Origin of the sequence: Rhodanobacter aciditrophus (assembly GCF_050026795.1) — a bacterium.
In the GTDB taxonomy this organism is placed as follows: Bacteria; Pseudomonadota; Gammaproteobacteria; order Xanthomonadales; family Rhodanobacteraceae; genus Rhodanobacter_A.
In genome coordinates this window covers 885,251-904,263 of record NZ_JALBWP010000011.1, presented here as the reverse complement: position 1 = coordinate 904,263, position 19,013 = coordinate 885,251, and the positions used below count along the sequence as shown (strand labels likewise).

17 protein-coding genes, 1 tRNA gene and 1 riboswitch are annotated in these 19,013 nt (G+C 70.6%); of the genes, 2 read left to right on the top strand and 16 right to left on the bottom strand.

All coding sequences use genetic code 11. From position 1 onward, the window contains the following. Positions 1–16 precede the first annotated feature (16 nt). From narJ to ACQGNW_RS12855, 16 genes are all read right to left on the bottom strand, one after another. A complete protein-coding gene (narJ, locus tag ACQGNW_RS12930) occupies positions 17–634 on the bottom strand; it encodes a nitrate reductase molybdenum cofactor assembly chaperone (RefSeq protein ID WP_426663596.1) in 618 nt (205 codons plus the stop codon). Continuing rightward, positions 634–2,175 (bottom strand): nitrate reductase subunit beta, encoded by a 1,542-nt coding sequence (gene narH / locus ACQGNW_RS12925; RefSeq protein WP_426663595.1) that lies wholly within the window; start codon positions 2,173–2,175, stop codon positions 634–636. The genes narJ and narH overlap by 1 nt, the downstream gene beginning before the upstream one ends. Next, positions 2,175–5,945, bottom strand: a complete 3,771-nt coding sequence (locus ACQGNW_RS12920; protein WP_426663594.1) for a nitrate reductase subunit alpha — start codon at positions 5,943–5,945, stop codon at positions 2,175–2,177. Before ACQGNW_RS12920 ends, narH begins: the two co-directional genes overlap by 1 nt. A gap of 10 nt (positions 5,946–5,955) precedes the next feature. Then, complete coding sequence (locus ACQGNW_RS12915; RefSeq protein WP_426663593.1) at positions 5,956–7,206, bottom strand: MFS transporter; 1,251 nt, start codon at positions 7,204–7,206, stop codon at positions 5,956–5,958. Positions 7,207–7,377: 171 nt separating this feature from the next. Next, a complete protein-coding gene (locus ACQGNW_RS12910) occupies positions 7,378–8,358 on the bottom strand; it encodes an ABC transporter ATP-binding protein (RefSeq protein ID WP_426663592.1) in 981 nt (326 codons plus the stop codon). Continuing rightward, on the bottom strand, positions 8,358–9,128 hold the full coding sequence (locus ACQGNW_RS12905; protein WP_426663591.1) for an ABC transporter permease subunit: 771 nt from the start codon (positions 9,126–9,128) through the stop codon (positions 8,358–8,360). Before ACQGNW_RS12905 ends, ACQGNW_RS12910 begins: the two co-directional genes overlap by 1 nt. Beyond that, the gene (locus tag ACQGNW_RS12900) at positions 9,125–10,036 is read right to left on the bottom strand and encodes an extracellular solute-binding protein (RefSeq protein ID WP_426663590.1); all 912 of its coding nucleotides are present in this window, start codon (positions 10,034–10,036) and stop codon (positions 9,125–9,127) included. The genes ACQGNW_RS12905 and ACQGNW_RS12900 overlap by 4 nt, the downstream gene beginning before the upstream one ends. Then, entirely contained in the window at positions 10,033–10,383 is a 351-nt protein-coding gene (locus ACQGNW_RS12895; RefSeq protein WP_426663589.1) for a hypothetical protein, read from the bottom strand. Before ACQGNW_RS12895 ends, ACQGNW_RS12900 begins: the two co-directional genes overlap by 4 nt. Then, positions 10,380–10,952, bottom strand: a complete 573-nt coding sequence (gene mobA / locus ACQGNW_RS12890) for a molybdenum cofactor guanylyltransferase (protein ID WP_426663588.1) — start codon at positions 10,950–10,952, stop codon at positions 10,380–10,382. Before mobA ends, ACQGNW_RS12895 begins: the two co-directional genes overlap by 4 nt. Next, a complete protein-coding gene (locus ACQGNW_RS12885; RefSeq protein WP_426663587.1) occupies positions 10,936–11,451 on the bottom strand; it encodes a molybdenum cofactor biosynthesis protein MoaE in 516 nt (171 codons plus the stop codon). Before ACQGNW_RS12885 ends, mobA begins: the two co-directional genes overlap by 17 nt. Positions 11,452–11,455: 4 nt before the next feature. Continuing rightward, the gene (locus ACQGNW_RS12880; RefSeq protein WP_426663586.1) at positions 11,456–11,716 is read right to left on the bottom strand and encodes a MoaD/ThiS family protein; all 261 of its coding nucleotides are present in this window, start codon (positions 11,714–11,716) and stop codon (positions 11,456–11,458) included. Then, positions 11,713–12,966 carry a molybdopterin molybdotransferase MoeA gene (locus tag ACQGNW_RS12875; RefSeq protein WP_426663585.1) on the bottom strand — a complete coding sequence of 418 codons (1,254 nt, stop codon included), beginning with the start codon at positions 12,964–12,966 and terminating at the stop codon, positions 11,713–11,715. Before ACQGNW_RS12875 ends, ACQGNW_RS12880 begins: the two co-directional genes overlap by 4 nt. Next, on the bottom strand, positions 12,963–13,976 hold the full coding sequence (gene moaCB, locus ACQGNW_RS12870; protein WP_426663584.1) for a bifunctional molybdenum cofactor biosynthesis protein MoaC/MoaB: 1,014 nt from the start codon (positions 13,974–13,976) through the stop codon (positions 12,963–12,965). Before moaCB ends, ACQGNW_RS12875 begins: the two co-directional genes overlap by 4 nt. Positions 13,977–13,979: 3 nt before the next feature. Beyond that, positions 13,980–14,960: a GTP 3',8-cyclase MoaA gene (gene moaA, locus ACQGNW_RS12865; RefSeq protein WP_426663583.1), complete on the bottom strand. Its 981-nt coding sequence runs from the start codon at positions 14,958–14,960 to the stop codon at positions 13,980–13,982. Then, positions 14,952–15,087: riboswitch (molybdenum cofactor riboswitch) on the bottom strand. (Overlaps the previous gene by 9 nt.) Before the next feature lie 122 nt (positions 15,088–15,209). After that, positions 15,210–15,602 (bottom strand): HU family DNA-binding protein, encoded by a 393-nt coding sequence (locus ACQGNW_RS12860; RefSeq protein WP_426663582.1) that lies wholly within the window; start codon positions 15,600–15,602, stop codon positions 15,210–15,212. 110 nt (positions 15,603–15,712) lie between these two features. Beyond that, on the bottom strand, positions 15,713–17,653 hold the full coding sequence (locus tag ACQGNW_RS12855) for an SUMF1/EgtB/PvdO family nonheme iron enzyme (RefSeq protein WP_426663581.1): 1,941 nt from the start codon (positions 17,651–17,653) through the stop codon (positions 15,713–15,715). Between the two features lie 102 nt (positions 17,654–17,755). Between ACQGNW_RS12855 and ACQGNW_RS12850 the strand changes: the two genes are divergently transcribed. Both ACQGNW_RS12850 and ACQGNW_RS12845 read left to right on the top strand, forming a co-directional pair. Beyond that, a complete protein-coding gene (locus ACQGNW_RS12850; protein ID WP_426663580.1) occupies positions 17,756–18,868 on the top strand; it encodes a ribonuclease D in 1,113 nt (370 codons plus the stop codon). Positions 18,869–18,926: 58 nt separating this feature from the next. Beyond that, positions 18,927–19,002 (top strand) — tRNA-Ala (locus ACQGNW_RS12845). Positions 19,003–19,013: the final 11 nt, after the last annotated feature.

Sequence of the window (19,013 nt, the reverse complement as noted above, 5' to 3'; positions counted from 1 at the left end):
GAAGCGGGATCGGTGGTCATGGCGTAGTCCCGGCAGGCCGCTCGAAGGCTGGACGTTCTTCCCAGCTCTGGTCGAGATCCTCGGGCGGCGGTATCGGCGTGTGCGGGTCGAGGCCCTCCTCGCCGGCCAGCGCCAGCAGGGCGGCAGGCACCGCGGCGTAACGGCTGCCGCGGTGGGCCAGCGCATTGCCCAGCTTGCGCAGCACGTGGGCACACTCGCCCAGCAGCTCGGGCGTCTCGGCCGGATCGCAGCAGCTCAGGTACTCCAGCAGCACCGGCAGGTGATCGGGCAGCTCGTGGCCGCGTTGTTCCAGCCCGATCCGCTGGTAACGCTCGCGCAGCTCCAGCATCGCCGAGCCGCGCTCGCGGCCGTCGCCATGCACGTGCTCGAACAGGTTCAGCGAGGTGGAGCGGCCGCGGTCGAACAGCTCGACGTAGCGCGCCTCGGCATCGAGCTGTTCGCCTTGCCCCAGTTCGCCGGCCAGCGCGAGCAGCTCGCCGCGGCGCTGCGCGTCGAGGCCGCGCGCCGCACGCAGCGCGCCGGCGATCTCCGGCAGCGCGGCGCGCAGCTCCTCGTCCGGGTAGGCCAGCAGCGCGGCCAGCGCACGCAGGGTGATGGCGTGTTCGTTGCGCATCAGGTGTCGTCGTCGACCATGCGGATGGGGATCATCTTGCGCCGGCCCATCTTGCCGCCGAACAGGCCGGCCTTGGCGTCGATGCCGTCGCAGCCGTTGCCGAAGGTGAAACCGCAGCCGCCGCGCAGCTGGTAGGCGTTCTCGGCCTCCTCGCGGTGCGCAGTGGGGATCACGAAGCGGTCTTCGTAGTTGGCGATGGCGAGGTAGCGGTGCATCGCCTCGGCGGTGGCCTCGTCCAGGCCCACCGCAGCGAGCATGGCCGGGTCCTGCGGTTCGCCCAGCTGGCGCGCGCGGAACCACGCACGCATCGCCAGCATGCGCTTCAGTGCGCCGGTGACCGGTGCCTCGTTGCCGGCGGTGAGCAGGTTGGCGAGGTAGCGCACCGGGATGCGCAGCGAGTCCACGTCGGGCAGGCCGTGGTCGGTGCTGTCGATGGCGCCGGCGTTGGCGTGCGCCTGGATCGGCGACAGCGGCGGCACATACCACACCATCGGCAGGGTGCGGTACTCCGGGTGCAGCGGAAAGGCGATCTTCCACTCCACCGCCATCTTGTAGGTGGGCGACTTCCTCGCCGACTCGATCCACTCGGCCGGTACGCCGTCGGCCAGCGCCTGGCGCTGCACTTCCGGGTCGTGCGGATCGAGGAACACATCGAGCTGGGCCTGGTACAGGTCGTGCGGGTTCTCGGTGGCGGCGGCCGCATCGATGCGGTCGGCGTCGTAGAGCAGCACGCCCAGGTAGCGGATGCGGCCCACGCAGGTTTCCGAGCACACCGTGGGCAGGCCGGCCTCGATGCGCGGATAGCAGAAGGTGCACTTCTCTGCCTTGCCGCTCACCCAGTTGTAGTAGATCTTCTTGTACGGACAGCCGGAGACGCACATGCGCCAGCCGCGGCACTTGTCCTGGTCGATCAGGACGATGCCGTCCTCCTCGCGCTTGTAGATCGAGCCGGAAGGGCACGAGGCCACGCAGGTGGGGTTGAGGCAGTGCTCGCACAGCCGCGGCAGGTACATCATGAAGGTGTTTTCGAACTGGCCGTAGATGTCCTTCTGCACGGCCTCGAAGTTGTAGTCGGCGCTGCGCTTGGCGAACTCGCCGCCGAGGATCTCCTCCCAGTTCGGGCCCCACTCCACCTTGTCCATGGTGCGGCCGGAGATCAGCGAGATCGGCCGCGCCACCGGCGCGGTGGGGAGTTCCGGCGCGGTCTGCAGGTTCTCGTAGTCGAACGTGAACGGCTCGTAGTAGTCGTCGATCTGCGGCATCGCCGGATTGGCGAACAGCTTCGCCAGCACCGCGAAGCGCCCCCCCTGCTTCGGCACCAGCTTGCCGCTGGCCTTGCGTTCCCAGCCGCCCTTCCAGCGCTCCTGGTTTTCCCAGTCCTTGGGGTAGCCGATGCCGGGCTTGCTTTCGACGTTGTTGAACCACGCGTATTCCATGCCCTTGCGCGAGGTCCACACGTTCTTGCAGGTGACCGAACAGGTGTGGCAGCCGATGCACTTGTCGAGGTTCAGCACCATCGCGATCTGTGCGCGGATCTTCATCAGCGGGCCTCCACCAGCTTGGTATCGAGTTCTTCCTCACGGGCCTTGCGTTGCACGCGGTCCATCCAGTCCACCTTGGCGAGCTTGCGCACGATCACGAACGAATCGCGGTTGGCGCCGGTGGTGCCGTAGTAGTTGAGCCCGTACGACAGTTGCGCGTAGCCGCCGATCATGTGGGTGGGCTTGACGACCGTGCGCGTCACCGAGTTGTGGATGCCGCCGCGCTGGCCGGTCACCTGCGAGCCAGGCACGTTCACGATCTTCTCCTGCGCGTGGTACATCAGGCACATGCCTTCCTTCACGCGCTGGCTGACCACCGCGCGCGCGGTCAGCGCACCGTTGGCGTTGAAGCACTCGATCCAGTCGTTGTCCTCGATGCCGGCCTTCCTGGCGTCCACCTCGGAGATCCACACGATCGGGCCGCCGCGCGAAAGCGTCAGCATGATCAGGTTGTCGGTATAGGTGCTGTGGATGCCCCACTTCTGGTGCGGGGTGATGAAGTTCAGCACCACTTCGGGATGGCCGTTGTCCTTCCTGCCCAGAAGCGGCGCGGTCGCGTGCATGTCGACGGGCGGGCGGTACAGCGCGAAGCCTTCGCCGAAATCGCGCATCCAGGCGTGGTCCTGGTAGAACTGCTGGCGGCCGGAGAGGGTGCGCCAGGGAATCAGTTCGTTGACGTTGGTCCAGCCGGCGTTGTAGCTGACGTGCTCGCTCTCGATGCCCGACCAGGTGGGCGAGGAGATGATCTTGCGCGGTTGCGCCTGGATGTCGCGGTAGCGGATCTTCTCGTCCTCGCGGGCTCGCGCGAGGTGGGTATGGTCGCGGCCGGTGATCTTCGACAACGCGGCCCACGCCTTCACCGCCACCTCGCCGTTGGTTTCCGGCGCGAGATACATGATGGTCTCGGCGGCGTCGATGTCGCTGAAGATGCGCGGTCGACCCTTGGCCGGGCCGTCGTCGACGGTGTAGTTGAGTGCAGCCAGCCCCTTCACTTCATGCTCGGTGTTCCAGGCAATGCCCTTGCCGCCGTTGCCGAGCTTGTCCATCAGCGGCCCCAGCGAGGTGTAGCGCGCGTAGGTCGCCGGGTAATCACGCTCGACGGTGACGATGTTGGGTGCGGTGACACCGGGGACCAGTTCGCACTCGCCCTTCTTCCAGTCGCGCACTTCGAACGGCTGCGCGATCTCGGCCTTCGTGTCGTGCAGGATCGGCACCAGCACCACGTCCTTCTCGACGCCCAGCACGCCCTCGGAAAGTTCCGAGAATTTCTTCGCGACGGCCTTGAAGATTTCCCAGTCGCTCTTCGATTCGAATACCGGGTCCACCGCTGCCGACAGCGGATGGATGAACGGGTGCATGTCGGTGGTGTTGAGGTCGTTCTTCTCGTACCACGATGCGGTCGGCAGCACCACGTCGGAATACAGGCACGAGGTGGACATCCGGAAGTCCAGCGTCACCACCAGGTCGAGCTTTCCTTCCGGTGCCGGATCATGCCATTCCACTTCCTCCGGCTTCACGCCGCCGTCCTCGCCGAGGTCCTTGCCCTGCAACCCGCAGCGGGTGCCGAGGAAGTGCTTCAGGAAATATTCGTGGCCCTTGCCGGACGAGCCGAACAGGTTGGAGCGCCAGATGAACAGGTTGCGCGGGAAGTTCACCGGGTTGTCCGGGTCCTCGCAGGCCATCCTGATGTCGCCCGATTTCAGCGCCGCCGCCACGTAATCCTTCGCGTCCTTGCCGGCAGCCGCGGCATCGCGCGCAACATCCAGTGGATTGCGATCCAGTTGCGGCGCGGATGGCATCCAGCCCATGCGTTCGGCGCGCACGTTGCAGTCGATCAGGGTGCGGCCATGGCGCGAGGCATCCGCCAGCGGCGAAAGTTGCTCGGCGGTCTTCAGCGTTTCGTAGCGCCACTGGTCGGAGTGCGCGTAGAAGAACGAGGTGCCGCACATGTGCCGCGGCGGGCGCACCCAGTCCAGCGCGAACGCCAGCGCGGTCCAGCCGGTCTGCGGGCGCAGCTTCTCCTGGCCGACGTAGTGCGCCCAGCCGCCGCCGGACACGCCCACCGTGCCGCACAGCATCAGGAAGTTGATGATGCTGCGGTAGTTCATGTCCTGGTGGTACCAGTGGTTCATGCCCGCACCGATGATCACCATCGAACGGCCGCGGGTCTTCTCGGCGTTGTGGGCGAAGCCGCGCGCCACTTCGATGACATGCGCTGCGGGCGTTCCGGTGATGGCTTCCTGCCACGCCGGCGTGTAGGCGACGTTGTCGTCGTAGCTCGTCGCGCATTCGCCACCGAGTCCGCGGTCGAGCCCGTAGTGCGCGCACAGGAGGTCGAATGCCGTGGCGACGACCATTTCGCCGTTCTTCGTGGCGAGCTTGCGCACCGGCACGCGCCGCATCAATACGCCATCGGCGCCCTGCGCGTTGGCGGTGAAGTGCGGGTTGGCGACGCCGCCGAAATACGGGAATGCCACGTCGGCGACTTCGTCGCGGTGGTCGAGTTGCGTCAGTTGCAATTCGGTGTCGCGACCGTCGCCGGATTTTTCCTCGAGGTTCCACTTGCCGTGGTCGGGGCTGTCCTTCTCCGGCCAGCGGAAACCGATCGAACCCGTCGGCACCACGGGCCGGCCATCCCTGTCGAAACCGACCGTTTTCCAGTCGGCGTTGCCGGGCGAACCCAGGTCGCCCTCGAAATCGCTGGCGCGCAGATACCTGTCGGGCACCCAGCGCGCACCATCGCGGCGCAGCGTGACCAGCAGGGGCAGGTCAGTGTACTTGCGGCAATATTCCTGGAAGTAGGGCACCTGCCGGTCGATGAAGAATTCCTTCAGGATCACATGGCCCATCGCCATCGCGGTGGCGGCGTCGGTGCCCTGCTTCGGATGCAGCCAGAGGTCGGAGAGCTTGGCGACTTCCGAATAGTCCGGCGTCACCGCCACGACCTGCGTGCCGTTGTAGCGCGCCTCGACGAAGAAATGCGCGTCGGGCGTGCGCGTCTGCGGCACGTTCGAGCCCCACGCGATGATGTAGCTCGAGTTGTACCAGTCAGCCGATTCGGGTACGTCCGTCTGTTCACCCCAGGTCTGCGGGCTGGACGGCGGCAGGTCGCAGTACCAGTCGTAGAACGACAGCAGCGCGCCGCCGATCAGGTTGAGATAACGCGACCCCGACGCGAACGACACCATCGACATCGCCGGGATCGGCGAGAAGCCGGCCACGCGGTCGGGACCGTGATGCCGGATCGTGTACACGTTGGCCGCGGCGACGATTTCCAGCACCTCGTCCCACTTCGCGCGCACGAAGCCGCCGAGGCCGCGCACGGCCTTGTAATCCCTGGCTTGCGGATCGGCCATCAGCGCGGCCCACGCTTCGACCGGCTGCAGCGTCTTGCGCGCCTCGCGCCAGCGCTTCAGCAGCCGCCCGCGCACCATCGGGTACTTCAGGCGGTTGGCGCTGTACAGGTACCAGGAGTACGAGGCGCCGCGCGAACAGCCGCGCGGCTCGTGATTGGGCATGCCCGGGCGCGTGCGCGGGTAATCCGTCTGCTGCGTTTCCCAGGTCACCACGCCCTGCTTGACGTGGATCTTCCAGCTGCAGCCGCCGGTGCAGTTCACGCCATGCGTGGAGCGCACCACCTTGTCGTGCGACCAGCGGTTGCGGTAACCGTCTTCCCACTGGCGCGCCTCGACGCGCACCTCGCCCCAGCCGTTGGAGAAGGGTTCGCGCGGACGCGAGAAATAGCGCAGGCGTTCCAGGAACTGGCCCATGGCGGCAACCTCAAGCTTGTTTTGCGGGAGACGGGTTCTGGCGGCCGCGGAAATCCACCTGCCGCACCTCGGTGAAGAAGATCAGGATCAGCGCCACGATCACGACGCCGTAGAGCAGCATGAAGGCGCTGGAGCGGATGCCCAGCCAATCCAGCAGCGCGCCCCAGATGATCGGCAGCAGGAAGCCGCCCAGGCCGCCGGCCATGCCCACGATGCCGGTGACCACGCCCAGGTTTCCGGAAAAGTCGTCGCCCAGGTACTTGAAGGTGGAGGCCATGCCGAAGGCCAGCGCCACGCCCAGCACGAACAGCAGCGGCACGAACAGCCAGAGCCCCAACCCGATGTGGAACGCGGCCGGCCCGCGGATGGTCTGCACCACCAGCTGGGTCTGCGGATAGGAGAGCAGGAACAGCATCACCGACGCCACCCACAGCACCCACCAGGTGGTGGCGTGCGCGCCGAACCTGTCCGCCAGCGCGCCACCCAACGCGCGCAGCACACCGGCCGGCAGCGAGAAGCTGGCGGCCAGCGCCGCCGCCATGCCGATCGCCACGCCGTACTCGCCGACGAAATACTGCGGCATCCACAGCGACAGCGCGGTGAAGCCGCCGAAGGTCAGCGAGTAGTACTGGCAGTACTTCCACACCCGGGGATCGCGCAGCACGCGCAGCTCCGCGCCCATGCCCGGCGCCTTGCCGCCCTGGCCCACGCCCGGATCGGGTGCCGCCAGCAGCCAGAACAGCGCGGCGGTGGCCAGAAGCGCCACCGCGTAGATGCGCGGCACCATCCGCCAGCCGTAGTGGCTCACCAGCAACGGCGTCACGAACAGGTTCAGCGCCGCACCGCTGGTGCCCGCGCCGAACACGCCCATGGCGAAGCCGCGCCGCGAGGCGGGAAAGAAGCGCGCCACGTAGGGCGTGCCCACCGCGAACGAAGCGCCCACCGTACCGAGCACCAGACCCGCCAGCAGGAACTGCCACAACTGGCCCGCGTAGCCCAGCAGCCACACCGGCAGCGCGCAGGCCACCAGCAGCGCCGTCATCACCAGGCGACCGCCGAAGCGGTCGGTCCAGATGCCCAGCGGCAGGCGCAGCACCGCGCCGCTCAGCACCGGCGTGGCGGTGAGCAGGCCGAACTCGGTGGCATTGAGGCCAAGCTCCTGGCGGATCGGGATGCCGATCACGCCGAACATCATCCAAACCGCGAAACACACCACGAACGCGAACGTGCTGGCGAACAACACACGGTAGGCAACACCCATCGCGCTGGCCTCCATCGGCTGGCTGGTTCCCTGACGGCACCGCCCGGACATCCTACGACACGCGGCGCCGCTGTCCTTGCCTGCGGTCAAGTTCGCCGCCCCTCGCGGCGCGCCACAACCCCGCTGCCCACCATCGCCGACACCGCGTAAAACCGAAGTGACGGCGGCTCCTCAAGCGGGCCAGCAGCGGATTGCCGACGGGGGCAGGCTCAGCCGCACGGTTCCGCCCGCGTCGCCGGACGAAAGGCTGGCCCACAGCCGGGCCTGTCCGCAGCGCAGGCCGACGCAACGGCCGTGCGCGATTATTTGCCGCAGCTCCACGCGGGCCGCGATGGCGTCGGCCGGGGCGGCATCCGCGTCATGCAGCACGACCGCTTCCGGCGCGACGTGCCAGTCCACCACGGTGCCGTCGGCCAACGCGGTGCGCACCGGCAGCGACACGCCCGCCTCCTCCCACACGAGGCGCTGCGCTTCGGCGACACCCGCGAGCCGGCCACGCAGCACGTTGCGCAGGCCAAGCAGCCGCGCGGCTGCACCGCTGACCGGCTGCGCATGCACGTCCGTGGGCGCGCCCACCTGCACGATGCGGCGCCCGTGCATCAGTACAAGCCGGTCGGCCACTGCGGCCAGCGCGGGATCATGGCTCACCGCCAGCGCGGGGATGCCCGCCGCATGCACTTCGGCGATCAGTTCGGCCAGCACGTCGTCGCGGGTGGCCGGGTCCAGCGCCGAGGTGGGTTCATCCAGCAGCAGCAGCTGCGGCCGCCGCGCCAGTGCGCGAGCCAGCGCCACACGCTGCTGCTGGCCGCCGGAAAGTTGTGCGGGACGCCGTTCAGCCAGCGCGGCCAATCCCAACCGCTCCAGCCACGCGACGGCCTCGTCGCGGCGGCGCGGACCGCGCAGTGCGAAGGCCACGTTCCGCCACGCGTTCAGATGCGGAAACAGTGCGTGCCCCTGCGGCAGGTAACCCACCGCGCGCCGTTGCGGCGGCAGGCCGCCGAAGGGTTCGCCCTGCGCCGGCAGCAGGCCGGCGATGGCGCGCAGCAGCAGCGACTTGCCCTCCCCGCTTGCGCCCAGCAGCACGGTGAAACCCTCCACCTCGAAGCGGGCGGAGAGCGCCACCGGGTGCGCGATGCGGTAGTCGATCCGCATCAGGCCAGCCTCCGCCGCACCGCGAGCCCCAACGCCAGCGGCAGCGGCAGGGCGACCAGGAAGAACACCCACAGCAGCGGATACACCGCCGACAGGCCGATGTCCTGCAGGTTGGTCCACAGCTTCACCGGGATGCCCTGCGGGTAATACGCCACGATCAGCACCACGCCGAACTCGCCCAGCGCGCGCACCCAGGCCAGCGCCACCGCCGCGGCCAGACCCAGCCTGGCCAGCGGCAGGCTGACGTGGAAGAAGCTGCGCGCCGGCGAATGGCCCAGCGTCAGCGCGATCTGCTCCAGCTCGCGCGGCACGCCCTCGAAGGCGGCGCGCGCCGCAAGCACGTAGTACGGCAGCGCCGCATAGAACTGCGCCATCACGAAGGCCGGCGCCGAGTTGGTGAGCAGCAGGCCGGCGCGTTCCAGCAGTCGCCCGGCCGGGCCGTAGGGGCCGTACATCGTGGCCAGCAGCAGGCCCATCGCCAGCGGCGGCGTGAGCAGGGCCAGCAGCAGCAGCGCATCGATCAGCCACTGTCCGCGCACGCGATGACGGGCCAGCCACCACGCCAGCGGCGTGCCCAATGCCACGATCAGCCCCAGCGCGACCAGGCTCAATCCCAGCGACACCGCCACCGCACTGCCGTCGCCCGGGGCGAAGCCGGGATGGCGCCAGTCGGTGGCGACTGCGAGGCCGACGAACGGCGTGGCCAGCAGCAGCAAGGTCAGCGCCGCGATGAACGCCGTCAGGCCTGGCGTCCGTGCGCCCCTGCTCACAGCGCGTTCCCGTGTGGCGGCCCGTAGCCGCGCTCGTGCAGCATCGCCTGCCCCTGCGCGCTGCGCATGAACCGCACGAAGGCGCGCCCCAGCGCAGGCTGCTTCGCATCGGCCGGCACCGCGGCGTAGAACACCAGCGGCTGCGCCTCGATCTGCTTGCCGCCGGCCAGCGTGAAACCGGCCTTGGCGTACCACGGTGCCTGCATCGCCGGCTGCGCGAGGTCGATCTCCGCAGGCAGGTCGACGGTGGGCAGGCGGTGCGAGAACGCCGCGCTGGCGTAACCGATCGCGGCGTCGATCTGGCCCGCTTCCAGCCGCGACATCAGCGAGGCCTCGGCGAAGATCTGCCGTGGATTCCGGAGGTCGCCGGCGACCTGCCGCAGCAGGTCGGGCTGGCGGTAGTAGCGCGACGCCAGCTGCAGGGTGAGCAGCGCGTTGGCACCCTGCGGATCCACCGCGGGATCGGTGCGGCCGAAGCGCAGGCCGGGTTCGCACAGCACCTCGTACCAGGGCTTCCGGCCCTGCGCTGCCGCGGCGAAGTCGGGGGCGTAGCGGCTCTTCGGGCTGTAGACCAGCACCATGCGCGTGCTGGCCACCGGCACCGCGTGGTCCACCAGGCCGGCCTGCTGCAGCAGCCTGATCGGGCCGGGCGTGATGGCCACGAACACGTCGGCCTGCAGCTGCCGGCCGGCCAGCAGGCGCGCCAGCGCGTACGAACCCTGGCCGATGCCCTGGTAGCTGGCGTGCTGCGCCTTCGCCACGGCGGGGCCGAGGTCGCGATCCATCAGCACACCCATCGAGCCGGCGTAGGCCACGCGCAACACCGGCGCATCGCCGGCCAGCGCGACCAGGCTGCGCAGCAGGAGCAGCGGCGCGAGCCAGCGCAGGCGGCGCGCGAGGCGGCTCACGCCCCGCCCTCCTTGCCCGCGCGGCGCTGGCGCACGCTGTCGCGCACGTCCACGTCGAACAGCACCTCGAGCACGGCGCCGTCCGGCGCGGTCAACGCGAACGACAGGCCGTCGCGGCTGGGCAGGCGCGCGGCGAGTTCGCGCACCGCGGACTCCGCCAGCTCCATGCGCCAGCCGTCGTCGCTGCGCCGCCAGCCGTGCTGCGCGGCCAGCGCGAGTTGCTGGCGCTCGTTGCGGCCGTCGGGCCAGCGAATGGCGTTTTCCACGGTGTGGCCGGCCAGCAGGCGCGCCAGTTCCGCCTCGTCGATGCGCAGGCGCAGCGCCTGTCCCTGCAGTTGCACTTTCATCGGCTCGCCTCGTTCCAGCTTGCCTCGGTATTGCAGTCGGCCAGTTGCGCGATTTCATCGGGGCCGAGCGCGATCTCTGCACAGCCCAGCGCCTGCTGCAGCGCACGCAGCGAGCGCTGGCGCGGCCCGCGTTCACCCAGCAGTGCGGCGAGCAGCGCACGGCTCGCCGCATCGAGGCGGAAGCGCATCGGCAGCACGTGGCCGGCGCAGCGCAGGCCGCGCGCCTGCGGCTGCTCCGTGCGCAGCCGGCGCAGCAGCGCGGCGCCGAGCAGGGGCATGTCCACCGGGACCACCAGCAGGTCGGCATCGCCCGCCACGGCTTCGGCGATGCCGGCCAGGCCGCCCAGCGGGCCGAGACCGGGCTGTGCATCGGCGATGCCGCGGTAGGCGGGGCGATCGCCGCTCACCCGCGACTCGTCCACGCCGGCGGCACGCAACGCGTCGAGCTGGCGTTCAAGCAGCGGACGGCCGTGCCAGTCCAGCAGCGCCTTGTCGCGCCCCATGCGCGCGGACCGGCCGCCGGCCAGCACCACGCCGATGCACGGCGGGCGTTCAGCGGTCGTGGGCATGGCCGGCATGGTCGTGCCCGTGATCGTGCCGCTCGGCGTCGCGCTGTTCCTCGCACAGCGAGCAGCCTTCGCTCCAGGCGCTGTCGCCGTCCAGGTAATGCTCCTGCTTCCAGATCGGCGCCTCGTGCTTCACCGCCTCGATGGCGAAACGGCAGGCGCGGAACGCCTCGTCCCGATGCGGCGTGCCCGCAGCCACCACCACGGCGAGGTCGCCGATGGCGAGATCGCCCTTCGCGTGGGCGATCCACAGCTTCAGCGGCGTGCCCACCTCGGCCCGCGCGCGTTCGCCGATGGTGCGAAACATGCGCAGCGCCAGTGGCTCGAACAGGTCGTAGCTGATGCCGGTGACGATGCGGCCCACGTTGTGGTCGCGTACCCGGCCGATGAACGTGGCGATGCCGCCGAAGCGCGGGGCGCTCACGAAGTCGAGTGCCGCCGCCACGTCCAGCGCGGCCACGCGGCGTTCCACCACGGCGACGTGCAGGTCTTGCGGCTCCATCGTCTCAGCCTCCGCTCACCGGCGGCAGCACGACCAGTTCCACGCCCGCGGGCACCGTGCGGTGGTTGTGCAGGATCTCCTCGGCGCTGGCGAAGGCGGAACGGCGCACCAGTCCTGCGGGAATCGCCGGCGCGTGTCCGGCGAGGTACGCCGCGAGCCGTTCGCGCAGCTCGGCGATGCTGCTGCCGGGCGGCACCTCCAGTTCCACGTGGCCGCTGGCATCGGCCTCGCGCAGCGCGCCGTACAGGGCGATCCGGATCTTCATGCCGCGCTCCCACCGATGTCCAGGGTTTCCAGATGGCCGAGGCCGCACACCTCCACGAGAGTGCCCGCCGGCAAGGCCGCGGCATCGAGCGGCACCACCACCCAGGCATTGGCCTCGGCCAGTGGACGGATGCGGTAGGACTCCTGTCCCGGCAGCACCTGCGCCGCGAGTTGCCCCTGCGCATCCAGCGCTACGCGCGCCTTGAGGTGGAAGCGCAGGCGCGGCTTCTTCGCGTAGTCGGCAGCCAGCGGCACCCGCCACGGTACTTCCTGCCGCAGGCCCAGCATGGCGCGCAGCGCCGGCTCCACGAAGAAGCGCAGCCCCACCGCCACCGCGATGGGGTTGCCGGGCAGGCCGAAGAACAGCGTGCCGTCGGGCAGCCGCGCGAACAGCAGCGGCTTGCCGGGGCGGATCGCCAGCTTGTGGAAGATGGCCTCCGCGCCCAGCCGCTGCAGCGCTTCGGGCACGAAGTCGTAGCGACCCATCGACACCGCGCCGGTGGACACCACCACGCGTGCGCCGGCGGCGCGGGCACGCGCGAAGGCGGCGAGGAAGGCATCCACCTCATCGCCCACCGTTTCGGCGCGCACGAGTTCGGCGCCGGCGCGCGGCAGGCGCGCGGCAAGGAAGGGCCCGTTGGAATTGCGGATCTGCCCAGCCCCCAGCGGCACCGCCGGGTCGTCCACCAGTTCGCGGCCGGTGCACAGCACCGCCACGCGCGGGCGTTCGGCCACCGTCACGCGATCCACGCCCAGCGCGGCGAGCAGCATCAGCTGCTGCGGCGCCAGCACCGTGCCCGCGGCGAGCACGGCTTCGCCTGCCGCCACGTCGGAGCCGGCGCGGCGCACGTTGTCCCCGGCGGCCACCGCGGCGAGCAGGCGCACGCGCGGCGACGCCTCCAGCCGCTCGGTCTGTTCCACCGGGATCACGCGGTCCAGACCCTCGGGCAGGCACGCGCCGGTCATGATTTCCCACGCGCCGCGCCTTGCCTTCGCGGCGCCATCGCCCGCGGCCTGCTCGCCTTCGATGGGCCAATCGCTGCCCGCGGCCAGCGCTTCCGCGCCGCCGCCCAGCGCGTAGCCGTCCATCGCCGAGTTGTCGAACGGCGGCAGTGCACCGGGCGCGAGTACCGGCGCGGCGAGCACGCGGCCCATCGCCGCGGCCACGGGCACCTCCTGCGCGGGAAGCGGTGCGCAGGCGGCAAGGATCAGGCGCACGGCCTCGGCCGGATCGAGCAGGGCGTGGTTCATGCGTGGCCCTCGCCCGCGATCATCGCCAGCGCATGCGCGAGGATGGGCGCGAGGATGTCCATGCCCTGCGCCACCGCCTTCGCGCTGCCGGGCAAGGCGATCACCAGCGTTTCGCCCAGCAGCACCGCCTCGGCGCGGCTCAGCCAGGCCAGCGGCGTGTGCTGGCTGCTCTCGCTGCGGAACATTTCCGCGATGCCGGGCACGCGGCGCTCGGCCACCTGCGCCAGCGCCTCGGGCGTCACGTCGCGCGGCCCGAGCCCGGTGCCGCCGGTGCACAGCACCAGGCGCACGCCGGCGGCGGCCAGCTCGCGCAGGCGCGCGGCCAGCGGCGCGGCCTCGTCGGCGCGCACCTCGGCGGGACCGACGTCCGCACCGAGCGCGCGCAGGCCTTCCACCAGCACGGCGCCGGAGACGTCCTCGTACTCGCCGCGCTGGGCGCGGTCGCTCAGGGTGACCACGGCGGCGGGCACACCCTCCAGCCGTGGCGCCGCGTGGGGGCGGTAGTGCGCGCGCTCGGCCTCGCTGATGCCGTCGGGGTGGAACCACAGCCCTTTCTTGCCGCCCTCCTTGAACAGCAGCCGCACGCCGCCGATGGCAAGCGCGGGCTGCACCGGCTTGGTGAGGTCGTAGAGCGTAAGCAGGGCCGCGTTGACGCCGGCCAGCGCCTCCATCTCCACGCCGGTGCGCGCGCAGGTGGCCGCCTCGCAGTACACGCGGATCGCCTGGCGTTCGGCCACCGGCTCGCAGCGCAGCTCCAGGTATTCCAGCGGCAGCGGATGGCACAGCGGCATCAGCTGCGAGGCGTTCTTCGCGCCCTGCAGGCCGGCGATCTCGGCCATCGCGATGGCGTCGCCCTTGGGCAGCCGCTTCGCCACGATGTCGTCGAAGGCGCTGCCGGCGTACAGCTCGCCCACCGCCACCGCGCGGCGCGCGGTGGCGCGCTTGCGGCGCACGTCGGCCATGTGGAAGGCGGCGCTCTCGGACGGGGCGCGTTCCTCGCGCTGGGGCATGGATCAACCTCCGGTGGATGCGAGATGGGGCGTGATGCCGGTGCGGCCTTCGTGCAGGAAATGCCCCTGCTCCTTGCGGCCGATCTGGCCGCCGATGGCGCGCACCAGCTCGTCGAGCTGGTCGTCGCGCTGCAGCCAGGACCGCAGCGGAATGCCGAACTCGCCGAACAGGCACAGGCGCAGGTCGCCGGTGGCAGTGACGCGCAGGCGGTTGCAGCCGGCGCAGAAGTCCTTCGAATACGGCGCGATGATGCCGATGCGCCCGGCATAGTCGGGATGGCGGTATTCGCGTGCGGGGCCGGCATCGGCGGCGCGCGGCAGCGGCTGCCAACCCGCCTCCTGCAGTCCGGTTTCCAGCAGCCCGGCGCGCACGTGGTGGTCGCGGAAGAACGCGGCGTTGTCGCCGGTCTGCATCAGCTCGATGAAGCGCAGCCCCACCGCGTGCTCGCGCAGGTAGTCCAGCCAGCGCGGCAGTTCGCGGTCGTTGACGCCGCGCAGCAGCACCGCGTTGAGCTTCGTGGGCAGGCCCGCCGCGAGTGCCATGTCCACGCCGTGCAGGATGTCGTCCAGCCGGTCGTGTCCGGTGACGCGCGCAAAGGTCGCGCGGTCGAGGCTGTCCACGCTGACGTTGATCGCATTGAGGCCCGCGTCCATCCAATCGCCCAACCGGCGCGACAGCAGGGTGCCGTTGGTGGTCATCGCGAGCCTGGTCACGCCCGGCGCCGCGGCCGCGGTGCGCAGCACATCGGTGAGGTCGCGGCGCACGCTGGGCTCACCGCCGGTGATGCGCAGCTTTTGCATGCCCAGTTCGGCGAAGCCGCGCAGCAGGCGCGCGATCTCGTCCAGCGACAGCGGGCCGGCCTTGCCGGGTTCGGCGTGGTAGCCGTGCGGCAGGCAGTACGTGCAACGGAAGTTGCACGCGGGAGTGATCGACAACCGCAGGTACGGAAAGCGGCGACCGTAGCGATCGGCCAGCGGGATCATGCCTGTGCTCCTTTCCAAGGTCGGGAGGCGAACGCGTTTCCCCGCTCGCCCGGTGGCCCGGGGCCACGGACGCCAAGCCATGTTTCCGCGGAAACGAAGGCCGGGCGCCTCGGAGTTGTTGCCGCCCGATTGTGGCGCCGTCGCGCGCGGCTGTCGATGAAGAACTTGTCGCAGCCGTCTGCCGGTCCACAGAAACGAGCAAGGGCCGCTTGCGCGGCCCTTGCTCGTTCCACTGTGCGGGATCGCGCCTTACAGCGCGGCGTCCTTGAGCTTCTTCAGCGGACGCACCTTCACCTTCACCGTGGCCGGCTTGGCGGCGAACACCTGCTCCTGCTTGGTGAACGGGTTGATGCCCGTGCGCTTCGGCTTGGCCGGCACCTGCACCGCGTTGATCTTGAACAGGCCCGGCAGGGTGAACTGGCCGGCACCCTTCTTGTGCACGGCGCCGAGCACGGTGTGCTCCAGCGAGGCGAGCACGGCCTTGACGTGCTTGGTCTCGACGCTGGTCTGCTGGGCGATGTGGGAGATCAGGCCGGACTTGCTGAGCGTGTCCTTGATCGGCTTGATCGCGGCGGGAGCGGCCTTCGGCGCCGGCTTGGCGGCCTTGGCAGGGGCTTTCTTGGCAGTGGTCTTGGTAGCCATGGGCATCCATCGTGGTGAGTGAGGCACCGCCTCCAGCGAGGCGATGGCCATGCGGCCTGCACAATCTACGCGAAATCCGGGGCCATGGTGTAGTGCGATGCGGCAGAAAATCACAGCTCGCGCACCACGCGGAAACCGACGCGGCCGCTGCGCACGCCGGCGTCGGCGCCCTGCCGCCACGCCGAGCGCGCCTGTTCGGGCGAGCTGCCCCAGGAGCCGCCGCGCAGCACCCGCACGCCGCAGCCGGGGTTGAGCCAGGCGCTGCCGTCGACCGGTGCATGGATGTAGTTGTCGTGCCAGCAGTCGGCCGTCCACTCGGAGACGTTGCCGCCCATGTCGTACAGGCCGAACGGATTGGGCGCGAAACTCATCACCGGCGCCGGCCCCCAGTAGCCGTCGCCGTAGTCGCGGAACGCGTGGTTCCAGCGCCGGCCGCTGGGCGAGCGGTCCTTCGAGCCGGTGAGGTTTTCCACCTTGCTGCCCGGCGTGCCGTTGCCCCACCAGTAGCGCGTGGTGGTGCCACCGCGCAGCGCGTAGGCGAACTCGGCCTCGCTGGGCAGGCGGTAGGTCTTGCCGGTGCGCCGGCCGAGCCAGTCGGCATAGGCCTTGGCGTCGTTCCAGGAAACGTTGACCACCGGCAGGTTGTCGGCGGCCGGATGGCCGGCGTAGTCGTCCTGCCAGGTGGCCTCGCCGTCGTCGCGCATCGCGCCGCTGCGCTCGTCGTAGACGCTGGCGCCGCCCCGCTTCGCCGAATCGGGCACGTAGCCGCTCTCGCGCACGAACTCGCGGAACTGGCCCACGGTGATCGCGCTGCGCGACATCGCGAAGCCCCGGTCGATGTCGACCTTGTGCCGCGGCTGCTCGGCCGCGTTGTGGTCGCTGTCGTCGTCGGCTGCGCCCATCATGAAGCTGCCGGTGGGGATCACCACCATCGCCGGCGACTGCCCGGGCAGGTCGACGTAGCGGTCGCTGAACACCTGACCCGGCTTGTGGCTGGCGTACAGCTGCGCGTTGACGAGCTGCTGCTCGAACGCGGCAAGGCCCGCCAGCTGCGGACTGATCGCCTGCGCCTGCGCGGCGAGCTGCTTTGCCATCGCGAGGTTGCCCGCATCGAGCGCGGAGTGCGCCTGCGCCAGCACGCCACTGGCGCGCGCCGTGCGCATGTCGTCTACCCGCTGGCGCACGTCGTGCAGCTGCTGCGAGCCGGGGCGGATCGCCTGCGCCTCGGCCAGCACCTTGTCCGCGCCGGCGAAATCGTTCTGCGCCACCGCGGTCAGCGCGCGGTCCAGCACCACGTGCTGCACGTCCAGGATGCCCTGCTCGGCCACCGCGTTCTGCGGGTCGAGCTGCTGCACCTGGCGGTAGACGTCCAGCGCGCTGCCACCGGCGGGCTGGTCCGCCTTGCCCTGCTGCAGCAGGCCGGACGCCTTCGCCAGCAGCGGGCGCACGTCGGTGAGCGTCTTCAGCGCGGCGGCAAGGCGCGCCACGTCGTCGGCGCTGCCGGGCAGCTGCTGCAGCGCCGCCAGCTGCTCGCCCGCCTCCTCGGCATTGCCCAGCGCGATGGCGCGCTCGGCCTGCGCCACCAGCCGCGCACGCACGTCGATCACGCCCTGCGCGGCACGGCGGCTGTCGGGCTTGTCGTTCGCCGCCTGCAGGTAAAGCGCGGCAGCGCTGTCCTGGTCGCCGCCGAGATGGCCCGCGGCGAGCGCCTTGTCGGCACGGTCCAGCAGTGCGCGCAGCTTGGGCGGATCGGGGGTCAGCTGCTTCGGCAGTTGCGCATGTTCGCGGCTCAGCCGGGCGGCGATCACCGCGGTAGGCGCCAGCGTCAGCGGCGGTCCGGCGTTCAGTTCCTCGGCGGCCGGCTCGTTGATCGTCGCCGCGCCACCGGGCGCCGCCGCCGGCAGCGCCGGCACGCTGCGGCGCACGACCTCGCCCGGTTCGGCATGAAACAGGCGCGGAAAGAAGTGGTAGCCGAGCCCGAACGCCAGCACGACGATGCCGATCACGCCGCCGAGCGTGCGTTGACGGTGCAGCGTGGCGTTGCTCGGCATGCTTGGGCGTTCCCGGATCGGCCTGTTATCGTGCGCCGCTCACCTTATGTCACGACCGATGACGGGGCAATCCGCGCCCTGCAGAATTTTCGAGGAACCCGCATGTCCCTGCCCGATGTCACCGCCGACTGGATCGCCGACCGCGCCGCGCTGCAGGCCTGGCTGGACGACGCGCCGGCGGATGCGGTGATCGGGCTGGACACCGAGTTCATGCGCCGCGATACGTTCCACCCGCAGCTCGCCCTGCTGCAGCTGGGTTGCGCCGGCCGCCACGCGCTGGTCGATCCGCTGGCCTTCGCGATCGGCGACGCGCTGCAGCCCAGGCTGGGCGGGGGCGAAGCCGTCACCGTGATGCACAGCGCCGGCGAGGACCTGGAAACGCTGGCGCCGCTGCTGCCCGACGGTCCCGGCACGCTGTTCGACACCCAGATCGCCGCCGCCTTCGTCGGCATGGGGCTGGGCATCAGCTACCGCGCCCTGGTGGCCGCGCTGTGCGGCGACGACCTGGACAAGGGCGAGACCCGCTCGGACTGGATGCAGCGCCCGCTCACCACCTCGCAGCGCAGCTACGCCACGCTCGACGTGGTGTACCTGGAGTCCATCCATGCCCAGCTCGCCGACCACCTGCGCCAGCGCGACCGCACCGCATGGCACGCCGAGGACTGCGCGCGGCTGAAGCAGCGCGCCAGCCACCGCGAGGGCGATCCGCAGCCGCAGCGCGCGCTGCGCGGCGCCGCCGAATGGCCGCCGCTGCAGCAGGCCCTGTTGCGCCGCATCCTGCTGTGGCGCGACCGCAGCGCCCGCGCGCTGGACCGTCCGCGCCCCTGGCTGCTGGACGACGCGCTGGCGCTGAGCCTGGCACAGCAGCCGCCCGCCAGCCTCGTCGAGCTGGAGCAGCGCGGCCGCGGCCAACGCGCCCTGCGCAGCGCTCAGCGCGGCGAGCTGTTCGCCCTGCTGCGCACACCGGTCGAGGCGGAGGAGATCGCCGCCACCGCAGCCGTCCCCGCCTACCCGCAGGGCCCGGCCAAGCAGGCACTGAACGCGATGAAGGCGCTGGTCGACGAACGCGCGGCCCGGCTCGACCTGCCGCCCGGCCTGCTCTGCCCGCGCAAGGTGCTGGAAGAATACGTGGTCACCCGCGAGTGGCCGGACTTCCTCGACGGCTGGCGCCGCGAGGTGTTGCACGACCGCCTGCCCGCCCTGCTGCCGGACTGAAATTCCACGCGGGGTCTTGGCGGGGCGGCGCACCGCTGCTAAGATGCGCGACTCGCGTGGGGCGGTAGCTCAGCTGGGAGAGCGTCGCGTTCGCAATGCGAAGGTCGGGAGTTCGATCCTCCTCCGCTCCACCAAAATCAGGCAG